Origin of the sequence: Lacticaseibacillus casei DSM 20011 = JCM 1134 = ATCC 393, assembly GCF_000829055.1 — a bacterium.
GTDB lineage: Bacteria > Bacillota > Bacilli > Lactobacillales > Lactobacillaceae > Lacticaseibacillus > Lacticaseibacillus casei.
Map to the genome: position 1 here is coordinate 1,269,416 of NZ_AP012544.1, position 20,501 is coordinate 1,289,916.

A 20,501-nucleotide genomic window follows, 5' to 3' on the forward strand; every position below is an offset into this window, starting at 1 on the left:
CTGTTTAAATAATTGCAAGGAGCGATTTCACTTATGAAAAAAACCAAGATCGTCAGCACACTTGGACCTGCTAGTAACACCACTGACATCATCGTTAAGTTGATCGAAGCGGGCGCCAACGTTTTCCGTTTCAACTTTTCCCATGGTGATCACGAAGAGCACTTGGCACGGATGAAGATGGTTCACGAGGCTGAAAAGATCACGGGTAAGACCGTTGGTATCATGCTTGATACGAAAGGTGCCGAAATTCGGACCACGCTTGAGGATACCCCAGATGGCACGATCGAATTCCACACGGGTGATAAAGTTCGCATCTCCATGGATGCCAGTTTGAAGGGTACTAAGGAAAAGGTTGCTGTTACTTATCCTGGTCTTTACGATGATACACATGTTGGCGGCCACGTTTTGTTCGATGATGGCTTGATCGACATGAAGATCACCGAAAAAGACGAGAAGAACCGCGAGCTTGTCACTGTTGTTCAAAACGACGGTGTTCTTGGCGGTAAGAAAGGTGTCAATGCTCCAGGCGTTGCCATCAATTTACCTGGTATCACTGAAAAAGACTCCAATGATATTCGTTTCGGTTTGGATCACGGGATCAACTTCATTGCTGCATCCTTTGTTCGTAAGCCTCAGGATGTTTTGGACATTCGTGAACTCCTTGAAGAAAAGAACGCGCTTAATGTTCAGATCTTCCCTAAGATTGAATCTCAAGAAGGTATCGACAACATCGATGACATCTTGAAGGTTTCTGACGGTTTGATGGTTGCTCGTGGCGACATGGGTGTTGAAATTCCATTTGAACATGTTCCGATCGTTCAAAAGCGGTTGATCAAGAAGTGCAATGCTTTGGGCAAGCCGGTTATTACCGCTACTCAAATGCTTGACTCCATGCAGGAAAACCCTCGCCCTACCCGTGCGGAAGTAAACGACGTTGCGAACGCTGTTTTTGATGGTACGGATGCAACGATGCTTTCCGGTGAATCTGCTAATGGTGATTATCCGGTTGAATCTGTTGCTGCAATGGCCCGGATCGACGAATATACCGAAGCAGCGATGATGGATCAAGATGCATTTGCCTTGAAGGAATACAGCAACAAGAACATTACCGAAGCTGTTGGCCAAAGTGTTGCACACACGGCTCGTAACCTCGGCGTCAAGACAATTGTTGCTGCAACCCAATCCGGTTACACTGCACGGATGATTTCCAAGTATCGTCCGAAGGCTGACATTCTTGCCATTACCTTCAACGAGAAGACCCAACGTGGTTTGATGGTTAACTGGGGGGTTTACCCAATCATTGCCGACAAGCCTGCTAATACCGATGCCATGTTCGACTTGGCAACCAAGAAGGCTCAAGACCTTGGCTTTGCTAAGGAAGGCGATCTGATTCTGATCACTGCCGGTGTTCCTGTTGGTGAATCTGGCACAACCAACGTGATGAAGGTTCAACTTATCGGCTCCAAGCTGGTTCAAGGCTCAGGTGTCGGTGACGAATCCACGATTGGTAAAGCGGTCATTGCAAGCAATGCGCAAGAAGCTGCTGCTAAGATGCAAAAGGGTGATATTCTGGTTGTTAAGACAACCGACAAGGATTACCTGCCAGCAATCGAAAAAGCGGCTGCCTTGGTTGTTGAAACTGGCGGCTTGACCAGTCACGCTGCTGTTGTCGGCATCGCCATGGGCATTCCGGTTGTTGTTGGTGCTGAAAATGCTACCAGCGTTATCTCTGACGGCCAGATCATTACCGTTGATTCTCGTCGGGGGATTGTTTATAAAGGTGCTACCAACGCCCTTTAATCCGGACAGTCAGTTTAACAATGGTTTTCAGAAACTCCTGAGGAAACTCGGGAGTTTTTTGATGGTTGAAATGCGTTCTCATTTTAGCAATTAACTGCTAGCAAAAATGACTGGGGACTCGTCAGCGATGATCGGGTAGCTTATAATGAAAAGCAGTATGAATTGATGAGATGAATAGCAGGCAGCCGATGATCCTGATCGGCAAATGATTGGAGGAGCACACCTGTGGAAAGTTGGTTATTTTTACTGGCCATTTTGATCATTGCGTTAGTCGGCAAAAATAAGAGCCTCGTGATCGGCGTTGCTGTCGTGATGGTGCTGAAATTACTACCGCAAACACAGCATTTGATGAAATTGTTGCAGAGTCAAGGCATTAATTGGGGTGTCACCGTCATCTCGGCTGCGATTATGGTGCCGATTGCGACAGGTGAAATCGGCTTGAAAGAGTTATTGCATGTGATCAAGAGTCCGGCTGGCTGGATTGCCATTGGTTGCGGCGTTTTAGTGGCGGTGCTGTCTGCCAAAGGTGTCGGTCTGCTAGCCATGAGTCCGGAAATGACAGTTGCTTTGGTTTTTGGCACGATTTTAGGGGTTGTGTTCTTAAAAGGCATCGCTGCCGGTCCGGTGATTGCTAGTGGCATTACTTATGTTATTTTGATAGCGTTCAACATACTGCCTGGACGGTAAGGCAAGTCGGATCCAGCTAAAAGGGAGACATGATCATTAAAATGAAATTCAATGGCCAAATCGTCACCGCACACGTGACGGATCACAATGAAAAAGAAGTATTCGCTCAGTACGATGGCGTTACCTTGGCAATCGATCGTAAGGAATTAGCAGCTTTGCCTGAGATCGGCAGTGAACTTGAAGGTTTTGCTTATGAGAACAAGCATGGTGAAGCCCGGTTAACAACTAAATTACCTAAGGTGGGCCGCGATCACTACGCATTTGCACCGGTTGTTGAAGTACGCCGCGATTTAGGGGCCTTTGTTGATATTGGCTTACCGGATAAAGATATCGTGGTGAGTGAGGATCAACTGCCTGAGCTCAATCGACTTTGGCCTCAACGCGGAGATCGGCTGATGATTGATTTGACAACCGATAAAAAAGACCGGTTGTGGGGCAATCTCGCCGACGAAACGATTATTCGGGCAGTGGCCAATCGTGCCAAACCTGACCAAATGAATGCTGATGTGACCGCAACGGCTTATCGCCTGAAAATGGCAGGCACCCGGGTGTTGACAGATGACTTTTACCTTGGTTTTATTCATCCAAGTCAACGTGATGTTGAGCCGCGACTGGGTCAGGTGCTCCATGCCCGCGTGATTGGTGTCAGTGATCAAGGCGAACTGAATCTTTCGTTAAAACCACGGGCATACCAGGCGATTGGCAACGATGCGGCGATGATTTTGGCAGTCTTGCAACATGATCCTGCTGGCAAGATCGCCTATACCGACAAAAGCGATCCAGATGCGATTAAACAGGTCTTTGGCATTAGTAAAGGCGCGTTTAAGCGGGCATTAGGTCACTTATTGAAAGCCGGATTGATTAAAGAAGAAGCAGGTTATACGATTTTGTTAAAGACAAACGGTAACGCATCTCAGGAGTAAGAATATGCACGGGTTGATTGCAGATTTTATTCATTATTTAGATGTTGAGCGAGGCTTGGCGTCCACGACGCAAATAAGCTATCAACAGGACTTAATGAGCTTTCAGGCGTGGCTGACCTCGCAAAAACGGACCACCTTTCCGGAAGACTTTGTTGTTATTCAGGCATTTTTGAAAAAACAAAACGATACGAAAGCGCCTGCGTCAGTCAGTCGCATGATCTCGGCGCTGCGGAAATTTTACCGATTTTTGCTGCGCGAAGGGGCCGTTAAAACCGACCCGATGACCAAAATCGATACCCCCAAAAAGGCGCAACACTTACCGGCAACGTTGTCAGGCCCAGAAATCGACGCGCTTATGGCCAAACCGGATATTACGAAACCACTTGGCCTGCGTGATCGCGCCATTTTTGAATTGATGTATGCGACCGGGTTGCGCGTGTCGGAACTCATCGAGTTACGCATGGATCAACTGCATTTAGCCATGAACTTGTTGCAGGTGACCGGGAAAGGTGACAAGGAGCGGCTCGTGCCAATCAGTCCCCAGGCAACAGAGTGGGTTAATCGATATTTGCGTGATGCGCGGCCACGGTTGATTAAGCAGCACCAACCTAAAGCTGTTTTCGTCAATTTTCATGGACATGCGCTCACCCGGCAGGCAATTTGGAAGAATTTAAAAGCCTATATTGCCAGTGTCGGCATTCAAAAAGATGTCACCCCGCATACGCTGCGGCACAGTTTTGCAACGCGACTGCTTGAAAACGGGGCAGATTTACGGGTTGTTCAGGAATTATTGGGACATGGTGACATTAGTACGACGCAGATTTACACGCATCTTAGTAATCAGCATTTGGTTGCGGTCTACCATAAAACGCATCCGCGTGGTTAAGGAGTACATTGCCCCAACGCGGTTTGTATGATAGAGTGTTACGAGAGTATCTCTTGGAGGCAAATATGCTGGTTAAATACAAAAACGACTACGAGAAGATCGCCATGGGACTTTTGTCTTTTATTCCCGATCTCAAAGATGTCGGACACTTGAAGACCGAACTTAAGATGTACACCGAAGACGATTCGCATGCGCTGTATTTGTATAAGCAAGGGCATGATTTTGTCGGTGTGATCGGTATCGAGTTAAGTGATGATTTTGTTTTGGTGCGGCATTTGAGCTTTTCACCGAATTTCCGTGATCAAGCGACCGCTTTTGCCGCATTGACAGAGTTGACGGCGCTTTTTCCTGATAAGAAATTGATGGGTGCTTTAGAGCATGCGTCATTGATAGCTGCTTTTAACAAGTTTCGAAAAGAGGATGACCATGGCACTGACACTCGTGCTGAATGATTTCTCCGGACCGTTGGATTTGCTGTGGCATTTGATTCGGACAAACGAAGTGGATATTTACGATATTCCGATCGCCGAGATTACCACCCAGTACCTTGATTACCTGCACCAGATGCAGGATCTGGCGCTGGATGTAGCCGGCGATTATTTTGTCATGGCCGCTAATTTAATGGTTTTAAAAAGCCGGCTTTTGTTGCCGCAACCGGAACCGGAAACCACTGAGCCGGAGGAGCCAACCGATCCGCGGGCAGATTTAGTGGCCCAACTGTTGACTTATCAGGTTTACCAAGAAGCAGCCAAAGATTTAAAGCACCGGGAAGCTAAGCGGGCACAATCCTTTGCCAAGCCGACGACATTACCAGACGAGAAAATGGCTGTGCCGCTCGCTCCGGGAACCGTCAAATTGATTGACCTGCAAGCTGCAATGGCTCGGGTGATGAAGGCGCAACAGGCGGCCCGCCAGACGATTGCCCATATTGAAACCGAGCCGGTGTCGGTCGAAAAACGCATTGGAGAAGTTCTGAAGACGTTACAAAAAGACGGCCAGTGTCTTTTTGCTGATTTATTGGCGGTTCATTCGGTTGAGCAAGTGGTTACGACCTTTTTGGCTTTGTTGGAACTGATGAAAAGTGATCAGGTGATTTGCGAACAAGATGCGCCGTTTGATCCGATCACGGTGACGCTGAAGGAGGCCGCTTAATGGAGCCGGTATTAGAAGCTATTCTGTATACAGCAGGTGAAAGCGGCGTGACCCTAGGCGAACTTGCCGGGATTTTGGAAATCAGCGAAAGTGCGATGCGCCAACAGCTAGAGGCATATCAGCAAAAGCTGGCCGCCGACGAGCAGCGCGGCTTACAGGTTCAACAATTTGCTGACCGCTACTACTTGTTAACCAAACCGGCCTTTGCCGCTGCTATCAAAAAGTATTTTGCCGGTCCGCCTGCTGCTGGTTTGTCACAGGCAGCGCTGGAAGTTTTAGCCATCATTGCTTATCAGCAACCGATTACGCGAATCGAAATTGACGAAATTCGGGGCGTTCAAAGTTCCGGTGCGCTGACAACATTAGCATCCCGGCAACTGATTAAAGAAGCCGGCCGTAAAGAAGCGCCGGGACGGCCGATTCTGTATGCGACCACCCAGTTTTTCCTTGATTACTTTGGCCTCAATCGGTTGGCTGATCTGCCGCCATTGGCCGATGCACCTGAAGATACCGGTGAAGTCGATCTTTTTACAGCATTTCGTGATGATGGTCAGTCCCAACAGGCTGAAGACGATAAGAAAATGGAGCAAAACCAACAAGATGACAACCAAAACTGAACGATTGCAAAAAGTCATTGCCAATGCCGGCATCGCCTCACGCCGTCATGCAGAGACGCTCATTGCCTCGGGACATGTGAAAGTCAATGGCCAAGTGACCACTGAAATGGGCATTAAAGTCGGTCCGCATGATGACGTTGAAGTAGATGGTGTTCCAATTGGCAAAGAAGCTAAACGGTATTTTCTGTTTTATAAACCGCGTGGCGTGATTAGCGCGGTCGAGGACAACAAAGGCCGGAAAGTCGTCACTGATTATTTTGAAGATATTCGCGAACGACTTTACCCGGTTGGCCGTCTAGACTATGACACCAGCGGTTTGTTAGTGATGACTAATGATGGCGAGTTAGCCAACCACCTCATGCATCCGCGCTATGCACTCGAGAAAAAGTATGTCGCCAAAGTGGAAGGCATTCCGAATCGACCTGCCTTAGCGCCGCTTAAAGCCGGGGTGGTCATTGACGGTAAAATGACGGCACCAGCAAAATTCGAGATTCTGTCGACAGATAAGGCAAAGAAAACAGCGATTGTGGCGCTCACCATTCATCAAGGCATGAATCATCAGGTGAAGAAGATGTTTAAAACGGTTGGTTTCCCGGTGATCAAGCTGTCCCGTGAAGCTTATGGCAACCTGACTCTTGCCGGTTTGCAGCCGGGAGAACACCGTGAGATTAAACCGCAGGAGTTGCATGATTTACGGCAACTTACCGGTGATCAGGACGAAAAACATTAAGTTGTTAACGTTTTCAAGGCAAGTGCTTGAATTTAAGCCGCACCTCTGATAAAGTATGTCTGTAATTAAATAATTGGTTCGTCTTCAGGGCAGGGTGTAATTCCCGACCGGCGGTATAGTCCGCGACCCGCGTTTGCGGTGGAACCGGTGTGAATCCGGTACCGATAGTGATAGTCTAGATGGAAGAAGATGGGGCTTTTTTGAATCTGCATTCAATCGAGACCTATTCCCCCCTGAAGGAGGAATAGGTCTTTTTAAGTTCCGGAAGACGGCCTCATGGAGGTTATGTATTATGGCAAGTCGTTCTAAAGTTCATCGTTTGGTGGGTATCGCACTTTTAGCGGCGATCGGTTACGTATTGATGATGTTCTCGTTTCCTATTATTCCGGCGTTTCCATTCTTGAAGTTGGATTTATCTGACTTGGTTGTGTTGCTAGGAGGGCTGCTTTATGGACCGGTTGGCGGCATCGGTGTTGCCTTTATTCGGAGTCTGGTCCATTTTGCCTTGACCGGAGGCGGCGTTGTGAACCTCATCGGCGATTTGGCAGCCTTTATTGCCAGTGTTGGCTTCTTACTGCCGGTAGTTTACACCGTTCGCGGCAAGCACAGTTTATGGCGCCAAGTCGAAGGTCTTGTTTTAGGTACCCTAAGCCTTACTTTCGTGATGAGTATTCTGAACTGGCTGGTCATCACGCCGATGTACATGGCGGTCTTCAATTTCAACTTAGGCATGTCGCTAACCCGTTATGTGCTGATTGGCGTTGTGCCATTCAATCTGATTAAGGGTGTCGTGATTTCAGTCGCCTTCTTTGCGATTGCGAAGGCACTGGCACCTTGGCTTGCCCGTCAAGAAATGCAGATGAGCCACTAATTGATTCGTTGAGGATTTTTGGAACCTTTAGCAACTGCACGTTTGTAAACAAAAACTTCCGTCAATTTGGCGGAAGTTTTTTTGCGCGACTTGGCTACAAGCAGGCATCATTTGAAAACGGCGTAGTGTATGAATAGAGTGTTAATCCCAAATTGCAAGAACAAGTTAGCCGGGGTGTTGAGACACTCCCAAGAACAGCCTGTTATCTTATGAGTTGTTCATTGTTTAGCTTACGTGTTGTGCTGAACGCCGAGTCCGGCGCACTTCGGTCTCAAAACACTCCTGGGGGCCACGGTAGTCTAGCTTTCTCCGGGGAAGCCCGTTAAGACGGTCTTGGGTAGCCAGCACCTGGCTGGGACTAACATCATCCAGCGACTCGCCTTTTGGGTAGTCACGTCTAATCATGCGATTGTGGGCCTCGTTGGAGCCGCGATCGCATGAGGTGTATGAATGCGCGTAGAAGATGTCTGTATCTGTGTCCTCAAAGGCCTTATCCAGAGTCGAGAACTCCGGGCCATTGTCTGCGGTAATCGTGCGCAGACAGTCACCCCACTCAAGCTTGATTTCTCGTAACGCAAACTCCACAGAGTCCGAGTCTCGGCCGTCGATCAGTCGGAGAAGTTGGCAACGAGTCTTCCGCTCAATCAGGCTAAGGATGACGCTCTCACGGCCATTGCGTTTCCCGACAACGGTATCCATCTCCCAATGTCCGAACTGCTTGCGGCGTTCGACAGCCTTAGGACGCTCCTCAATACTGCGGCCGGCTAGGCGCTTATGCTTAGTGCTCTTGTGTTGCTTGGTCCGCCGATTTGCCTTCTCCACGAGATCGATGTTCCGAATTTCTAAGCGTTGATCATCGATGTAGCGATATAAAGTGGTTGTGCACACCATCTCCTCAGGGGTGAATAGCTTGGCTCGCCGTGCGGCGCCAACGGCTGCATCAGGCGACCAGTGTTCAGTCTTGGCCTGATTAACGTACCAGGCCAGGAAGTGGCTTGTAGCGGCGAATTTATCCGGCCTATGACAATTCAGACGTGCGGTCTCATAGCGCGTCTGAGCAGCTTCAGGACTATATTCCGTATGATAGATCAGTTTGCCATTAATGCGCTTAGCCTGCTTGACAGTCCCTCGGTCAATCTCATTATTGATGGTTTGATGGCAGACGCCAATTTTGGCAGCAATTTCGCGTTTGGAGGTGCCGGTGGCGTAAAGTTCTGCAATTCTACCGCGTTCCATTTGAGACAAATGATGACCTGGTTGACGACGTGTGATATCCTGTTCATGCATCAGGACAATACCTCTTTCATTGTTTGTGTTGGAACTTCAATGATACAGGATATCTGTTCTTGATGTTTTTTATTGTCCCAAATTTGTAATAAAAGTGGCTAACTTGATTTTAAAACGCGCGATAGAGTGTTAATCGGTGTATGAGAGAGACAGCTGACTTATTCTGCCTTGGTTGGCGTATAAGGATCGGCTGCAAACGGATGGTCGCTGCGTTTGATTGCATGCGTCGGGCACCGTTTATACGCTAAACGAAAGTGAATCTTTGCCTGATCATCAAGCGCTTTTGTGCCGGTATTGCGATCAGGCTTATAATAGGCGATGCCTGCCTGATCGTAGTCAAATAAGTCTGGCGCCAGCATCTGACATAAACCACACGCGATACATTCAGGTCGTTCCACTCTGCCATATAAAGCCATTATCATATTCGCCTTCAATCTTTTGTCATGATTTCAACTACCTGTCATTGTACAATAATAACCGTAAAAAGAGGTGCTTATTTTGTTGCCGGACTTGGTGATTCAATTTTTTAATACCCAACCACGCCGCGAACGGTCGGTGTTTGGCCTGCTGACAGGCAAACAAACGATTTCTATCCTCTATGCGGCTTTGAGTCATCATCAGTTGCAATGGCTCCATCTTTATCCCGGATTATCGAAGGAGGCGTTTTTAGCCGCCGTGGCGAAGCTAAAAGCACAAAAATGTTTAGCGGCCACGGAAACCGGATTGGTGTTAACGGAAAGCGGCCAAAAGCGTCGGATTCAAGCAGCACAGAAGGTGTCACTATCTGCTTACTACCAACCATGGATGCGGGTTGACAGGTTCGCACCGCGCTTCTTTTTAGCAGTTCAGGTTTTATCCGAAGCCAGCTATCATTCGCAAGCTTACCGACCGATCAGTACTGATTGGGGAACCCAGCAGGCTGTGAAGCGCTGGTATCGACAAACGCGTGTTCAGACAGCGGTTGATGAATTAACCGATCTTTTTGAGCGATTACCGGCGTCGCTTGCTGATGAGCTCGCCGCCAACCTGATCGGGCACAATTACGCAGGTCAGCGCCAACCGGCAACATTATCGGCACATTTTGCCAATGTGAATGCGTTAGCTGCGTTGATTCAGGAAATTGCTGCAGCCAAGAATCAATGGTATGCCTTGTGGGGTGGACCGCAGGAGTTGGTGACGCGTCCGGCTCAAGCGACCTTGAAGCAAGTTCGGTTAGGCGTTGATTTGGCGACAGTTGCCGCACAAAGTCATCGCAAAATGAGTACTGTCAAAGAGCATCTACTATTAGCCGCTATCATGGGTCAGGATGTTTCGATAGCCAGACTGATTCCGCCAGCGGTGCATCACGCTTTGGATCAGGTGGATCAATGGCAGGATCATCAGACGTTACTGGCGACGATTCCGGACAGTGAATTTTTTCAGATTCGTTTGTTTCAGATTTTTAAACTGCAAGGGAGATGGCCGCGTGCCGCAACTTGAAACTTTATTGGCCGACCATTTCGGCTTTTACCATTTTCGGCCCGGACAAAAGGCAATTATTCAGGCAATCTTAGCAGGGCAGGATACTTTGGGGATACTGCCAACCGGTAGCGGTAAGTCGCTTTGTTATCAGTTGCCAACGATCATCAAAGCAAAGCCGACGTTGATTATCGAGCCTTTAATTGCTTTGATGCATGATCAGGTCGGGCGGCTACAGGCGGCGGGTGAGAAGCGGGTCTTGGCTTTGTCGGGACAAATTGCCCCAAATGTGTTTCCTGAAGTTTTGCGAAATTTGGGTCAGTATCGCTATCTTTTCATCTCTCCGGAAATGTTGCAGCGTGCGGATGTATTGGCGGCACTCAAGCGACTTGATTTGGGCTTGTTTGTGGTTGATGAGGCGCATTGTATTTCTCAATGGGGTCCGGATTTTCGCCCGGCCTATTTACAGTTGGGACAAGTCCGAAGCCAATTACACGTTGATGCCGTTTTGGCACTCACGGCAACCGCTCCTGAACGGGTTCGCACAGATATTTTGACGCAATTGGGCATGCAAAACCCAGTCACCATTGCCGGTTCGGTTGATCGCCCGAATATTTTTCTCGGGGTTGATGTCTGTTCCAATGAGGAAGCAAAGCATCAGGAGCTTCAACATATTATGGCAGCAAACATTGGGTCAACGATTGTGTACTGTCCGACCCGAGCAGCATCTGAGAACCTGACCGGCGAATTGCAAAAAGGCGGGACGGCAGCCGCCTTTTATCATGCCGGATTGGACCAGCATCAGCGTGATTTGATTCAGCGGCAGTTTCAATCCGATCAGCTTCAGGTGATTTGCGCCACAAGTGCTTTTGGCATGGGCATCGATAAGGCAAATGTCCGCCTTGTCGTTCATTTACATGTACCCGAATCGCTTGAAGCGTATTACCAGGCAATCGGTCGCGCCGGACGTGATGGGGCGCCTAGTTTAGCGGCGATGGTGGTGACTCAGGATGACCTGAAACGCAGTCAGGCGCTGGCAGGGATGTTGCCTGACCAAACGATGATTCAGACTATTTTTGCCCACCCGGAGATTTATCGCAATTTTGATGACCCGCAAGTCAGCTTGATTGAAGCGTATATTACGGCCGGCTTTTCGCTGCTTCAAACGCAGCAGCAACTTGAGAAGCGAATGACGGAAAAACAGAATAGTTTTACGGCGATGGCAGCTTTTGTCAACGCATCCGGTTGTCGACGGGCGTTATTACTTAAGCACTTTGATTCACCGGTTCCGGCACATGGCTCATTTTGCTGCGGCCGAGTGACGTCGGACGTCTTACAAATTTTTGTCACAGAAAAAAGACATCAGACAACCCAGCCGACACACTGGCAAGCCGTTTTTAGGCAAATCTTTAGATAAGCAGCGTCCTGATTTGCTGCGATATGATACAATAAATCCATGTAGTGAGGAGGTTCGTGATGGCCGAAAAAGATAAACACCAACATGACAGTGCGGATCAAGAACATAAGCGTGACGATCAAAACAAGCCTTGGGAAACTCTTTTCGATGATGATCGTGATGACCAAGGCAATTTAAGTCGATTGGCCACCCGTAAAAAACGCCAAGGCAGCTCAAAATTTACATGGATTTTGGCAATTATTTTGATTTTGCTCGTTTTATCGCCAATTATTTACGTCAAGGTTTGGGGCAGCCAAGGTAGCAGTGGCTCAAATTTGTCAAATGATAAAGTGGTGATTCAGAGCGCCAAGAAAGCCAGCCATCGATCAAAGGTTAAAAAATCCGAAAAGTCTTCTAAAGCGGCAAAGGCTTCTTCAGCTTCTACGAAAGAAGCAAGCAGTCAGCAGCCGTCGACTCAACATGTGGCAAGTAAAGAAGCTACAACTGCTACTTCGACAACTGCTCCCTCTTCCCAAGCACCTAGTGTCGCATCTACAGCGCCGAGTCAGGCCAGTACTGCTAGCACTGCAGCTAACTCGTACACGGTGATGTCCGGGGATAATCTTTACCGGATTGCCCGTAACCATAATATGTCGTTGGATGAACTTTTGCAGTTGAACGGCCTTAGCGCCAATTCCAGTCTGACACCCGGAACCGTTTTAAAAGTGAAATAAATGTAACGCGCCCCTGTTCGAGCCATTGATAAGATGAACAGGGGCGTGTGTTGTGGAGGAAATTCATGCAGATTGCGATCGACGGCCCGGCAAGTGCCGGCAAAAGTACCATTGCAAAACTTGTCGCCAAGAAATTGGGCTTTATTTATTGCGATACCGGTGCGATGTATCGTACCGTCACATATATGGCGCTTAAGGATCAATTACCGCTGGACGATGAAGCAGCCATTATGCAGCATCTCGCCAAGATGGTGATTCGGTTTGCCCCCGGCGAAACGGAACAACGGGTTTTCATGAATGACGAGGACGTGACGCTGGCCATTCGTGAACCCGATGTGACGAATAATGTGTCCCAGGTTTCCGCGTTACCGCGCGTGCGAACCGAATTGGTCAAGCGGCAGCGTGATATTGCGGCGACTCATGATATTGTGATGGATGGCCGTGATATCGGGACAACCGTTTTGCCAAACGCTGCTTTGAAAATTTTCATGGTAGCGTCAGTTACAGAGCGTGCTAAGCGGCGCTATAAAGAAAATATTCAAAAGGGGATCACGACGCCGCTGGCAACACTTGAAGCAGAAATTGCCGAGCGGGACCGTAAAGATTCCCATCGGGCTGTGTCGCCGTTACGGCAGGCGTCTGACGCGATTCGGATCGATACGACGAATATGTCAATTGATGAGGTCGTGGCGCGGATTCTTGCATTAGTGGCAGAAACGAAAACGCAGTAGTTAACCGGAGCGAAATAAGCGCTGGTAATTTGTTTCGTTTTCAAGTACAATAGATCCAGTATACAGCTGCATAGGAGGATTTTTTGGCATGAGTGATAATAACGTTAATGAGAACACCGAAACAATGGCGGACGCCCTTAAGAGTGTCACTACAGTAAAGATTGGTGACACTGTTAAGGCAGATGTCCTTGCTGTTGAAGATAAACAATTGATCGTTGGGATCGAAGGAACAGGCGTCGAAGGCGTGGTCCCGATCAAGGAGTTATCAACTCAGCCAATCGATGACATTCACGATGTTGCCAAGGTCGGCGACAAACTTGATTTAGTTGTGCTTTCAACGGTTGGCAAAGATAAAGAAAATGGTCAGTTCTTGCTGTCCAAGCGCCGTCTTGAAGCACAAAAGGTTTGGAAAGAAATCCAGGCTAAATATGAAGCCGGCGAAACCATCACGGCACCTGTCACCAGCGTTGTCAAAGGTGGCTTGGTTGTCAATGCCGGTGTTCGTGGCTTTGTCCCGGCATCAATGGTTGAAGATCACTTTGTTGAAGATCTCAATCAATATAAAGGCAAAGAACTCGAATTTAAGATTATTGAAATCGAACCTAGTGAAAACCGCTTGATTCTTTCGCATCGGGCTATTGTTGAAGCAAGTAAGGCTGAAGCACGCAAAGAAATCTTTGCTAAGATTCAACCAGGCGATGTCGTTGAAGGTAAGGTTGCTCGGTTGACCAACTTTGGTGCCTTTGTTGATCTCGGCGGTGTGGATGGTTTGGTTCATGTGTCTGAAATTTCATTCGACCATGTTGATAAGCCAAGTGATGTCTTGAAGGTTGGTCAAGAGATTAAGGTTAAGGTTTTGAATGTTGATCCTGACCGTAATCGGATCTCCTTGTCCATCAAGGCAACCTTGCCACAGCCATGGGATAATATTGAAGAAAAAGCACCGGCTGGCTCAGTTTTGACCGGCACGGTTAAGCGTTTGACGACATTTGGCGCATTTGTCGAAGTATTCCCTGGTGTCGAAGGCCTTGTTCATATTTCCCAGATTTCACATGAACATGTTGCAACGCCAGCAGATGTTTTAAAGGAAGGCCAAGAAGTGAAGGTTAAAGTGCTGTCAGTTGACCCTGACGCACACCGCTTGGCATTGTCCATCAAAGCATTGCAGGATCGTCCGGCAGGCGCCAGCGAAGCGCCATCGCACGAAGGCGGCAATAACAACGGCAACAACGAACGTCGCCGCTCATCCCGTCCGCGTCGTGGCAATGATCGTCATCAGTCGACATCGATTCCTGCTGAGTATCAGCAAGATGATTCCGGCTTCTCACTTGGTGATATCTTGGGCGATGCGTTGAAAGACGCTGCTAAAGGTAAGAACGATGATCAGGATGACAACAAGTAATTGTTCCGTCCTTTAAAAAGTTGAGCCTTGGCTCAACTTTTTTTATGGCTAACGGTCTGTTGCACGTAAAAATCAGCGGATCGGTTGCGATACATTTTAAAGGTGCTAATAAAAGACCTCAGCAAAGAAAGGAGGCCATAACATGGTTTTACCAACACTTGCCATTGTCGGCCGGCCCAACGTCGGTAAATCGACTATTTTTAATCGGATTCTCGGTGAACGGGTTTCGATTGTTGAAGATACGCCAGGCGTCACGCGTGACCGGATTTACGGTAAAAGCGAATGGTTAGGCAAAGAATTCGCGGTCATTGATACTGGCGGGATTGATCTCGGCGATGAGCCGTTTCTGTCCCAAATTAAAGATCAGGCTGAAATTGCCATTGAGGAGGCCGATGTGATTCTGTTTCTGACCAGTGTCGAAGCAGGTGTCACTGACGCTGATGAACGGGTGGCACAGATACTTTATCGAGCGAAAAAGCCGGTTGTTTTGGCTGTAAACAAAGTCGATAATCCAGAGCGCCGGCAGGATATCTATGACTTTTATTCATTAGGCTTTGGCGAACCATTTCCGCTTTCCGGTACCCATGGCATCGGTTTAGGCGATGTTTTGGATGCTGTTTTGGCGGCGTTCCCCAAAGAAGCCAATTCAGTTGAAGACGATAGTATTAAGTTCAGTCTGATTGGCCGCCCGAATGTCGGGAAGTCATCGCTTGTGAATGCTATTCTAGGGGAGAATCGCGTCATCGTGAGTCCCATTGAAGGCACAACGCGCGACGCCATCGACACCAAGTTTGAAGCCGATGGCGAAACATTTACAATGATTGATACCGCCGGGATTCGTAAACGCGGCAAGGTTTACGAAAATACGGAAAAATACGCCGTACTGCGGGCTTTACGTGCGATTGACCGATCAGATGTGGTTTTGGTCGTCATTAATGCGGAAGAAGGCATTCGCGAACAGGACAAGAAAGTCGCCGGTTATGCCCATGAAGCTGGACGCGGTATTATTATCGTGGTGAATAAATGGGATACGGTCGAAAAAGATAATCACACCATGAAAGATTTTGAGAATTTGATTCGCCAGGAATTCCAATATCTGGATTATGCGCCGATAATTTTTGTCTCAGCTAAGACCAAACAACGTTTACAGAGCTTGCCAGCTATGATCGTCGAGGTTTCAGAAAACCAAACCCGGCGAATTCAGAGTAGCGTGTTGAATGATGTCTTGATGGATGCCATTACTGTCACACCAACACCGACAGTTAATGGGAAACGCTTGCGAATTTACTATATGACGCAAGTGGCCGTCAAACCGCCAACTTTCGTGGTTTTCGTGAATGATCCTGATTTATTGCACTTTTCTTACGAGCGGTTTCTCATAAACCAGTTGCGTCAGGCATTTGATTTTAGCGGGACGCCGATTCACGTCATTGCCCGTCAACGTAAATAATTTTTACAATGTTGGATAATGACTTTTCATTCAATAAATCGAGATTTTCGATAACCAATCCGCGATTATCGGCCAAAAATTTTGGCAAAAACCTTGTCACGGCGGGCTTGCTATGCTATGTTTAAACCTGAAATGGTGATACATAATTATCATTGTTTCTTCATTCCTGAGCGGTCAGGAATGGACATGTTTAGGTGTTCACGCATCTAATCAATTATGGAGGTGAAATGTTCATGGCAAATAAAGCAGAATTGATCGAAAGCGTTGCAACTGCAACCGGTTTGACCAAGAAGGACGCAACCGCAGCTGTTGATGCAGTTTTCGGTTCCATCCAGGATTCCCTTTCAAAGGGTGACAAGGTTCAATTAATCGGCTTTGGTAACTTCGAAGTTCGTGAGCGTGCTGCTCGTAAGGGTCGCAACCCACAAACCGGTGCCGAGATCAAGATCCCAGCATCTAAAGTACCAGCATTCAAGCCTGGTAAAGCACTCAAGGATGCCGTTAAATAAACGGTTCAATTGAGTCAGCTATTAAAGCATCACCAAAAACCGAGTCTTAGCGGACTCGGTTTTTGCGCGTTTTGGCAGTGATAAGTCATGATGTGGTTACTGGCTCAAGTACCGGTTCACGCTCACATTAACGCGTTCACCGGCGCAGAAGCCTGCGTGTAAGGGCCTTGGTAGTAATGGCAAAGCCCGCCATCACGCCCAAGGCCACTTACACTCCGGCTTCTCCCGCGTCGGCTCACGCTCACACATGTTAAACTTATGCATATGGAATTTATTTTGGCTTTTCAGATACGGAGGCAGCTATGAGTTACGCACAAAAAATGCTCGATGCACTTGAGGCAGGTCAGATGGAAACGGCGCGGCAACTTTTTACGCAGGTTTTGAAGCATGATGACGACGAAACCCAATATAATCTAGCTGAAGAACTTTACGCCATGGGCTTCAATGGCCAGGCTAAGCGGCTGTATCAAGGCCTGTTAGGTCGTTATCCGGATCAAGGCGACTTGGCCACTGCTTTAGCCGATATTGCGGTTTCTGACGGCGATACAGATGCTGCACTGGATTATCTGAGTCGCATTCAGCCAGGCGATCCGGCTTATGTCCAAAGTTTGGTAAGCGCAGCCGATGTTTATCAGACTCTGGGGTTGTATGAAGTTAGTGAGCAGAAGTTATTGGAAGCCAAGAAACTGGCGCCCAAAGAGCCGATCGTTACATTTGCGCTTGGTGAGTTTTATTTTGACTGGGGCCATTTTCCTCAGGCAATTGCGGCGTACAACGAGCTTCTTGCGGGCGGAACCAAGGAACTTGCCGGGGTTAACATTGAAGCGCGGCTGGCGGCCAGTCTGGCGCAAACCGGCCAATATGAAGACGCAGTGGCTGCTTATGAGGATGTCGGTGTGGATGCATTGGATCTCAATGGCCGATTTGAACTTGGCGGTTTGTATTTGCAGTTGGATGATCCGGTCAAGGCCATTACCAACTTACAGGCGGTAATTGACACCGATCCAAGTTATGCCAATGCTTATTTACCGTTGGCACGTGCGTATGAGGCCCAGAATCAGCCTGATAAGGCCTTAGACACCGTTCAAGCGGGAGTCATGGTCGATAACACGAACCCCGACTTATATGCGTTAGGCGGCAAACTGGCGCTTAGTGAAGATAATCCCGATTTAGCCGAAAATTATTTACAAAAAGCACTGAAAATCGATCCGGAAGATCAAGGTAATATGTTGGCCTGGAGTAATTTTCTGGTGCAGCAGGAACGTGATCAGGAGAATATCGATTTTCTTAGCCAGATTGATCGCAGCGGTGATGTCGACCCGCAGATTTATTGGAACATGGCTAAAAGTTATGATCGGCTGGATGACGTTAAAAAAGCCCGGGAGAATTATCTGTTAGCGTTCAATCGCTTCCAGGATTCGCCAGACTTTCTTCATGATTTGATTGATTTCTTCCAGTCAACCGGTGCCCGCGCCGAGCTTAAGGCAGCCTTGGTTCGTTACCTGAAATTGGTGCCGACCGATGATGACATGCAAATGCGGTTAGATGAACTCAATGATGAGGCAGATTAAAGTGCGAAGGATTAGTGGCCGAATAGAAGTCGCCGCCGTTTCTTTTGGTAGGTGAAGCCTTCGCCCAATGCCTCGTGGACATCCAGAATGCTGATGAAGGCGTGGGGATCGATGGCCTCGATCAACCGTTTCGTATAGGCGATTTCCGTTGAGGCAACAACCGCGTAAACGACTTGCTTGCGATCATGCGCAAAGCCGCCTTCCGCGTGCAAAAAGGTGGTGCCGCGTTCAAGATCATTCATAATTGCCGTGGCAATTGCCTGGCTGTGGTCCGAAACAATCAGCACACCTTTGGCTGCATATGCGCCATCCAGCGTAAAGTTAACAATGCGGGAAAAGACGTAGGCACCCAGCAGTGTGTACATCATCAATTCAAGGTTCAAATAAGTCAGCGAAATGGTCAAAACAATTGCATCAAAAATGAGCAGCGTCCGCCCCATCGGCACCCCGGTTTGTTGCTCGACAATTCTGGCCACAACATCGGTGCCGCCAGTTGTGCCGCCGTGGCGGTAAATCAAGCCGCTGCCAAAACCGCCAAAAATACCGGCCAGTACCCCGGAAATGAATAAATCATGATGAATGTCGATGCTCAGTGGGACCCGTTGCCAGATCCATAGCCATGCCGATAACATTAACGTTCCGAAAATCGTATATGCCAGCGCCCGTTTTCCCAGAAACTTATAACCCACGATGAGAAGCGGGATATTAAGCAGTACCGTGCTATAAGCCGGGTCCACGTGCCACCAGTAACGAATCAGCAGCGTAATCCCCGTGACGCCGCCTTCTGCCAGGTGGTTGGCAATGTTAATATAGACCAAGCCAAATCCGTATAAAGCACAACCGAGAACAATCATCAAAAGATCCAGACAAATCCGCATGTTGCGTGACATAAGGTGCCTCCCAAAAAAGAATTTAAGCTCATTCTAACAGAAATCTTATCTTGCGGTGTTTTTGAGGTGAGGTCAACACCAAAACAAAAGGAGTAGCGTAAATGCAGTTAGATTTAAAGCAGCCTGATTTTCAAGCGGCAATTCCTATTTTAAAAAAAATCGAAGCAGCCGGTTATGAAGCCTATTTTGTCGGTGGCAGTGTGCGCGATGCGTTGTTAGGGCTGCCGATCCATGATGTCGATATCGCCAGCTCAGCCTACCCGGAGGAGATTAAGCGCATTTTTAAGCGCACCGTCGATACCGGTATCGAGCATGGGACTGTGATGGTGTTGGACCATGGGACGGGATACGAAGTCACCACATTTCGAACCGAGTCACGGTATCAGGATTTTCGGCGGCCGGATCACGTGACATTTGTCCGTTCGTTGGCAGAAGATCTCAAGCGCCGGGATTTTACGATTAATGCCTTGGCCGTTCGCCATGACGGCACGATTATTGATTTATTCGACGGTCTAGCCGATTTGAAAAAGCACGAGTTGCGGGCAGTTGGTGATCCGCACGAGCGTTTTCACGAGGATGCGCTGCGGATGATGCGCGCCGTCCGGTTTGAAAGTCAGCTGGGTTTTCACATTGAGCCGGCGACCAAAGAAGCGATTACGGCAAATGCTCCGTTGCTAAAGCATATTTCGGTTGAACGGATTGCGGCGGAATTTAATCGGCTGTTGATCGGGATTGATCGGCGGTTTGGTATTCAAGACTTTGTGACGACCGGATTGTTCGCGTATGCCCCGGCACTGGCTGGCCAGAGAACGGCTTTATGGCACTTTAGCGAGCTGCCGGACACCCCTTTTAGCGGCATTGCCAGTGGTTGGAGCGCGCTGCTTTTTATGCTCAAGCTAGATCCGGAACCAACCTTAAAAGCCTGGAAGCAATCTAACGACTTAATTGACCTAGTCAGTCAGACGGTGACGCTGCTGGCCAAAATATCGACGCCGACTCCCTGGGATTTGTATACTGCCGGCTCCCGGGCTGTGGCAGTTGCTGGTGAAGTGGCCGCCTTACTGGAACCGAACTTTGATCGACAGGCGCTGGCGGCAGCATATGCCCGGCTGCCAATTCACTCAAAAAAGGAGCTGGCACTGACCGGACGTGATTTAATCACAGCCGGTGTTCGTCCCGGCCCCGAAATGGGAAAATTGCTGCATCAGGTTGAATCACAGGTTGTGGCCGGTGTTTTGCCCAATGATCCCAAAAAGTTGTTGCCTGCAGCAATTGAAATGTCTCGAGAACGGCAGTGAGTGTGTTATGATGAGCATGTAAGCACATACAACAACGTCACATCAGGATCAATGCATGGTCGCAAGGCTTCCCAAAAGTTTCTGGCCGACCTTGATGCTGTTGTGATCG

The 20,501-nt window shown here is 48.4% G+C and carries 21 protein-coding genes and 1 riboswitch; of the genes, 18 read left to right on the forward strand and 3 right to left on the reverse strand.

Features of this window, described 5'->3' with window-relative positions; all coding sequences use genetic code 11:
• Positions 1-33 precede the first annotated feature (33 nt).
• From pyk to LBCZ_RS06395, 9 genes are all read left to right on the forward strand, one after another.
• On the forward strand, positions 34-1,800 hold the full coding sequence (gene pyk, locus LBCZ_RS06355) for a pyruvate kinase (protein WP_010488463.1): 1,767 nt from the start codon (positions 34-36) through the stop codon (positions 1,798-1,800).
• 225 nt (positions 1,801-2,025) lie between these two features.
• On the forward strand, positions 2,026-2,487 hold the full coding sequence (locus LBCZ_RS06360) for a DUF441 domain-containing protein (RefSeq protein WP_025012919.1): 462 nt from the start codon (positions 2,026-2,028) through the stop codon (positions 2,485-2,487).
• Positions 2,488-2,528: 41 nt separating this feature from the next.
• The gene (locus tag LBCZ_RS06365; protein ID WP_025012920.1) at positions 2,529-3,410 is read left to right on the forward strand and encodes a CvfB family protein; all 882 of its coding nucleotides are present in this window, start codon (positions 2,529-2,531) and stop codon (positions 3,408-3,410) included.
• Between the two features lie 4 nt (positions 3,411-3,414).
• Positions 3,415-4,296 (forward strand): site-specific tyrosine recombinase XerD, encoded by an 882-nt coding sequence (gene xerD / locus LBCZ_RS06370; RefSeq protein WP_025012921.1) that lies wholly within the window; start codon positions 3,415-3,417, stop codon positions 4,294-4,296.
• Between the two features lie 65 nt (positions 4,297-4,361).
• The gene (locus LBCZ_RS06375) at positions 4,362-4,748 is read left to right on the forward strand and encodes a hypothetical protein (RefSeq protein ID WP_025012922.1); all 387 of its coding nucleotides are present in this window, start codon (positions 4,362-4,364) and stop codon (positions 4,746-4,748) included.
• Positions 4,723-5,448, forward strand: a complete 726-nt coding sequence (locus LBCZ_RS06380) for a segregation and condensation protein A (protein ID WP_010488453.1) — start codon at positions 4,723-4,725, stop codon at positions 5,446-5,448. Before LBCZ_RS06375 ends, LBCZ_RS06380 begins: the two co-directional genes overlap by 26 nt.
• Positions 5,448-6,065: an SMC-Scp complex subunit ScpB gene (scpB, locus tag LBCZ_RS06385; protein WP_025012923.1), complete on the forward strand. Its 618-nt coding sequence runs from the start codon at positions 5,448-5,450 to the stop codon at positions 6,063-6,065. The genes LBCZ_RS06380 and scpB overlap by 1 nt, the downstream gene beginning before the upstream one ends.
• Positions 6,049-6,795 carry a pseudouridine synthase gene (locus LBCZ_RS06390; protein ID WP_025012924.1) on the forward strand — a complete coding sequence of 249 codons (747 nt, stop codon included), beginning with the start codon at positions 6,049-6,051 and terminating at the stop codon, positions 6,793-6,795. Before scpB ends, LBCZ_RS06390 begins: the two co-directional genes overlap by 17 nt.
• Before the next feature lie 76 nt (positions 6,796-6,871).
• Positions 6,872-6,990, forward strand: a riboswitch (FMN riboswitch).
• A gap of 97 nt (positions 6,991-7,087) precedes the next feature.
• A complete protein-coding gene (locus LBCZ_RS06395; protein WP_025012925.1) occupies positions 7,088-7,666 on the forward strand; it encodes an ECF transporter S component in 579 nt (192 codons plus the stop codon).
• A 225-nt stretch (positions 7,667-7,891) separates the two neighbouring features.
• Here the strand turns inward: LBCZ_RS06395 and LBCZ_RS06400 are convergent, their stop codons facing one another.
• The gene (locus tag LBCZ_RS06400; protein ID WP_039638870.1) at positions 7,892-8,953 is read right to left on the reverse strand and encodes an IS30 family transposase; all 1,062 of its coding nucleotides are present in this window, start codon (positions 8,951-8,953) and stop codon (positions 7,892-7,894) included.
• A 158-nt stretch (positions 8,954-9,111) separates the two neighbouring features.
• Entirely contained in the window at positions 9,112-9,369 is a 258-nt protein-coding gene (locus tag LBCZ_RS06405) for a ferredoxin (protein WP_025013436.1), read from the reverse strand.
• Positions 9,370-9,451: 82 nt separating this feature from the next.
• On the opposite strand from LBCZ_RS06405, the gene LBCZ_RS06410 reads away from it, so the two are divergent.
• From LBCZ_RS06410 to LBCZ_RS06445, 8 genes are all read left to right on the forward strand, one after another.
• Entirely contained in the window at positions 9,452-10,432 is a 981-nt protein-coding gene (locus LBCZ_RS06410) for a helix-turn-helix domain-containing protein (protein ID WP_025013435.1), read from the forward strand.
• The gene (locus LBCZ_RS06415; protein ID WP_025013434.1) at positions 10,419-11,828 is read left to right on the forward strand and encodes a RecQ family ATP-dependent DNA helicase; all 1,410 of its coding nucleotides are present in this window, start codon (positions 10,419-10,421) and stop codon (positions 11,826-11,828) included. Before LBCZ_RS06410 ends, LBCZ_RS06415 begins: the two co-directional genes overlap by 14 nt.
• A gap of 59 nt (positions 11,829-11,887) precedes the next feature.
• Positions 11,888-12,541 (forward strand): LysM peptidoglycan-binding domain-containing protein, encoded by a 654-nt coding sequence (locus tag LBCZ_RS06420; protein ID WP_025013433.1) that lies wholly within the window; start codon positions 11,888-11,890, stop codon positions 12,539-12,541.
• A 65-nt stretch (positions 12,542-12,606) separates the two neighbouring features.
• Complete coding sequence (gene cmk / locus LBCZ_RS06425; RefSeq protein WP_025013432.1) at positions 12,607-13,272, forward strand: (d)CMP kinase; 666 nt, start codon at positions 12,607-12,609, stop codon at positions 13,270-13,272.
• 88 nt (positions 13,273-13,360) lie between these two features.
• On the forward strand, positions 13,361-14,674 hold the full coding sequence (rpsA, locus tag LBCZ_RS06430; protein ID WP_025013431.1) for a 30S ribosomal protein S1: 1,314 nt from the start codon (positions 13,361-13,363) through the stop codon (positions 14,672-14,674).
• A gap of 142 nt (positions 14,675-14,816) precedes the next feature.
• Positions 14,817-16,124 (forward strand): ribosome biogenesis GTPase Der, encoded by a 1,308-nt coding sequence (gene der / locus LBCZ_RS06435; protein WP_025013430.1) that lies wholly within the window; start codon positions 14,817-14,819, stop codon positions 16,122-16,124.
• Positions 16,125-16,357: 233 nt separating this feature from the next.
• Positions 16,358-16,633 (forward strand): HU family DNA-binding protein, encoded by a 276-nt coding sequence (locus tag LBCZ_RS06440; protein WP_003658248.1) that lies wholly within the window; start codon positions 16,358-16,360, stop codon positions 16,631-16,633.
• A gap of 302 nt (positions 16,634-16,935) precedes the next feature.
• On the forward strand, positions 16,936-18,204 hold the full coding sequence (locus tag LBCZ_RS06445; RefSeq protein ID WP_025013429.1) for a tetratricopeptide repeat protein: 1,269 nt from the start codon (positions 16,936-16,938) through the stop codon (positions 18,202-18,204).
• 11 nt (positions 18,205-18,215) lie between these two features.
• Here the strand turns inward: LBCZ_RS06445 and LBCZ_RS06450 are convergent, their stop codons facing one another.
• Positions 18,216-19,094: a YitT family protein gene (locus LBCZ_RS06450; protein ID WP_025013428.1), complete on the reverse strand. Its 879-nt coding sequence runs from the start codon at positions 19,092-19,094 to the stop codon at positions 18,216-18,218.
• A 101-nt stretch (positions 19,095-19,195) separates the two neighbouring features.
• Here LBCZ_RS06450 and LBCZ_RS06455 point away from each other — a divergent pair, with 101 nt between their 5' ends.
• Positions 19,196-20,392 carry a CCA tRNA nucleotidyltransferase gene (locus LBCZ_RS06455; RefSeq protein WP_025013427.1) on the forward strand — a complete coding sequence of 399 codons (1,197 nt, stop codon included), beginning with the start codon at positions 19,196-19,198 and terminating at the stop codon, positions 20,390-20,392.
• Positions 20,393-20,501 lie beyond the last annotated feature (109 nt).

Excerpts from the sequence above, each read along its gene's own strand:
- pyk (WP_010488463.1), top strand. The coding sequence starts at position 34 with ATGAAAAAAACCAAGATCGTCAGCACACTTGGACCTGCTAGTAACACC.
- LBCZ_RS06365 (WP_025012920.1), top strand. The coding sequence starts at position 2,529 with ATGAAATTCAATGGCCAAATCGTCACCGCACACGTGACGGATCACAAT.
- xerD (WP_025012921.1), top strand. The coding sequence starts at position 3,415 with ATGCACGGGTTGATTGCAGATTTTATTCATTATTTAGATGTTGAGCGA.
- LBCZ_RS06375 (WP_025012922.1), top strand. The coding sequence starts at position 4,362 with ATGCTGGTTAAATACAAAAACGACTACGAGAAGATCGCCATGGGACTT.
- LBCZ_RS06380 (WP_010488453.1), top strand. The coding sequence starts at position 4,723 with ATGGCACTGACACTCGTGCTGAATGATTTCTCCGGACCGTTGGATTTG.
- scpB (WP_025012923.1), top strand. The coding sequence starts at position 5,448 with ATGGAGCCGGTATTAGAAGCTATTCTGTATACAGCAGGTGAAAGCGGC.
- LBCZ_RS06390 (WP_025012924.1), top strand. The coding sequence starts at position 6,049 with ATGACAACCAAAACTGAACGATTGCAAAAAGTCATTGCCAATGCCGGC.
- LBCZ_RS06395 (WP_025012925.1), top strand. The coding sequence starts at position 7,088 with ATGGCAAGTCGTTCTAAAGTTCATCGTTTGGTGGGTATCGCACTTTTA.
- LBCZ_RS06400 (WP_039638870.1), bottom strand. The coding sequence starts at position 8,953 with ATGCATGAACAGGATATCACACGTCGTCAACCAGGTCATCATTTGTCT.
- LBCZ_RS06405 (WP_025013436.1), bottom strand. The coding sequence starts at position 9,369 with ATGGCTTTATATGGCAGAGTGGAACGACCTGAATGTATCGCGTGTGGT.
- LBCZ_RS06420 (WP_025013433.1), top strand. The coding sequence starts at position 11,888 with ATGGCCGAAAAAGATAAACACCAACATGACAGTGCGGATCAAGAACAT.
- cmk (WP_025013432.1), top strand. The coding sequence starts at position 12,607 with ATGCAGATTGCGATCGACGGCCCGGCAAGTGCCGGCAAAAGTACCATT.
- rpsA (WP_025013431.1), top strand. The coding sequence starts at position 13,361 with ATGAGTGATAATAACGTTAATGAGAACACCGAAACAATGGCGGACGCC.
- der (WP_025013430.1), top strand. The coding sequence starts at position 14,817 with ATGGTTTTACCAACACTTGCCATTGTCGGCCGGCCCAACGTCGGTAAA.
- LBCZ_RS06440 (WP_003658248.1), top strand. The coding sequence starts at position 16,358 with ATGGCAAATAAAGCAGAATTGATCGAAAGCGTTGCAACTGCAACCGGT.
- LBCZ_RS06445 (WP_025013429.1), top strand. The coding sequence starts at position 16,936 with ATGAGTTACGCACAAAAAATGCTCGATGCACTTGAGGCAGGTCAGATG.
- LBCZ_RS06450 (WP_025013428.1), bottom strand. The coding sequence starts at position 19,094 with ATGTCACGCAACATGCGGATTTGTCTGGATCTTTTGATGATTGTTCTC.
- LBCZ_RS06455 (WP_025013427.1), top strand. The coding sequence starts at position 19,196 with ATGCAGTTAGATTTAAAGCAGCCTGATTTTCAAGCGGCAATTCCTATT.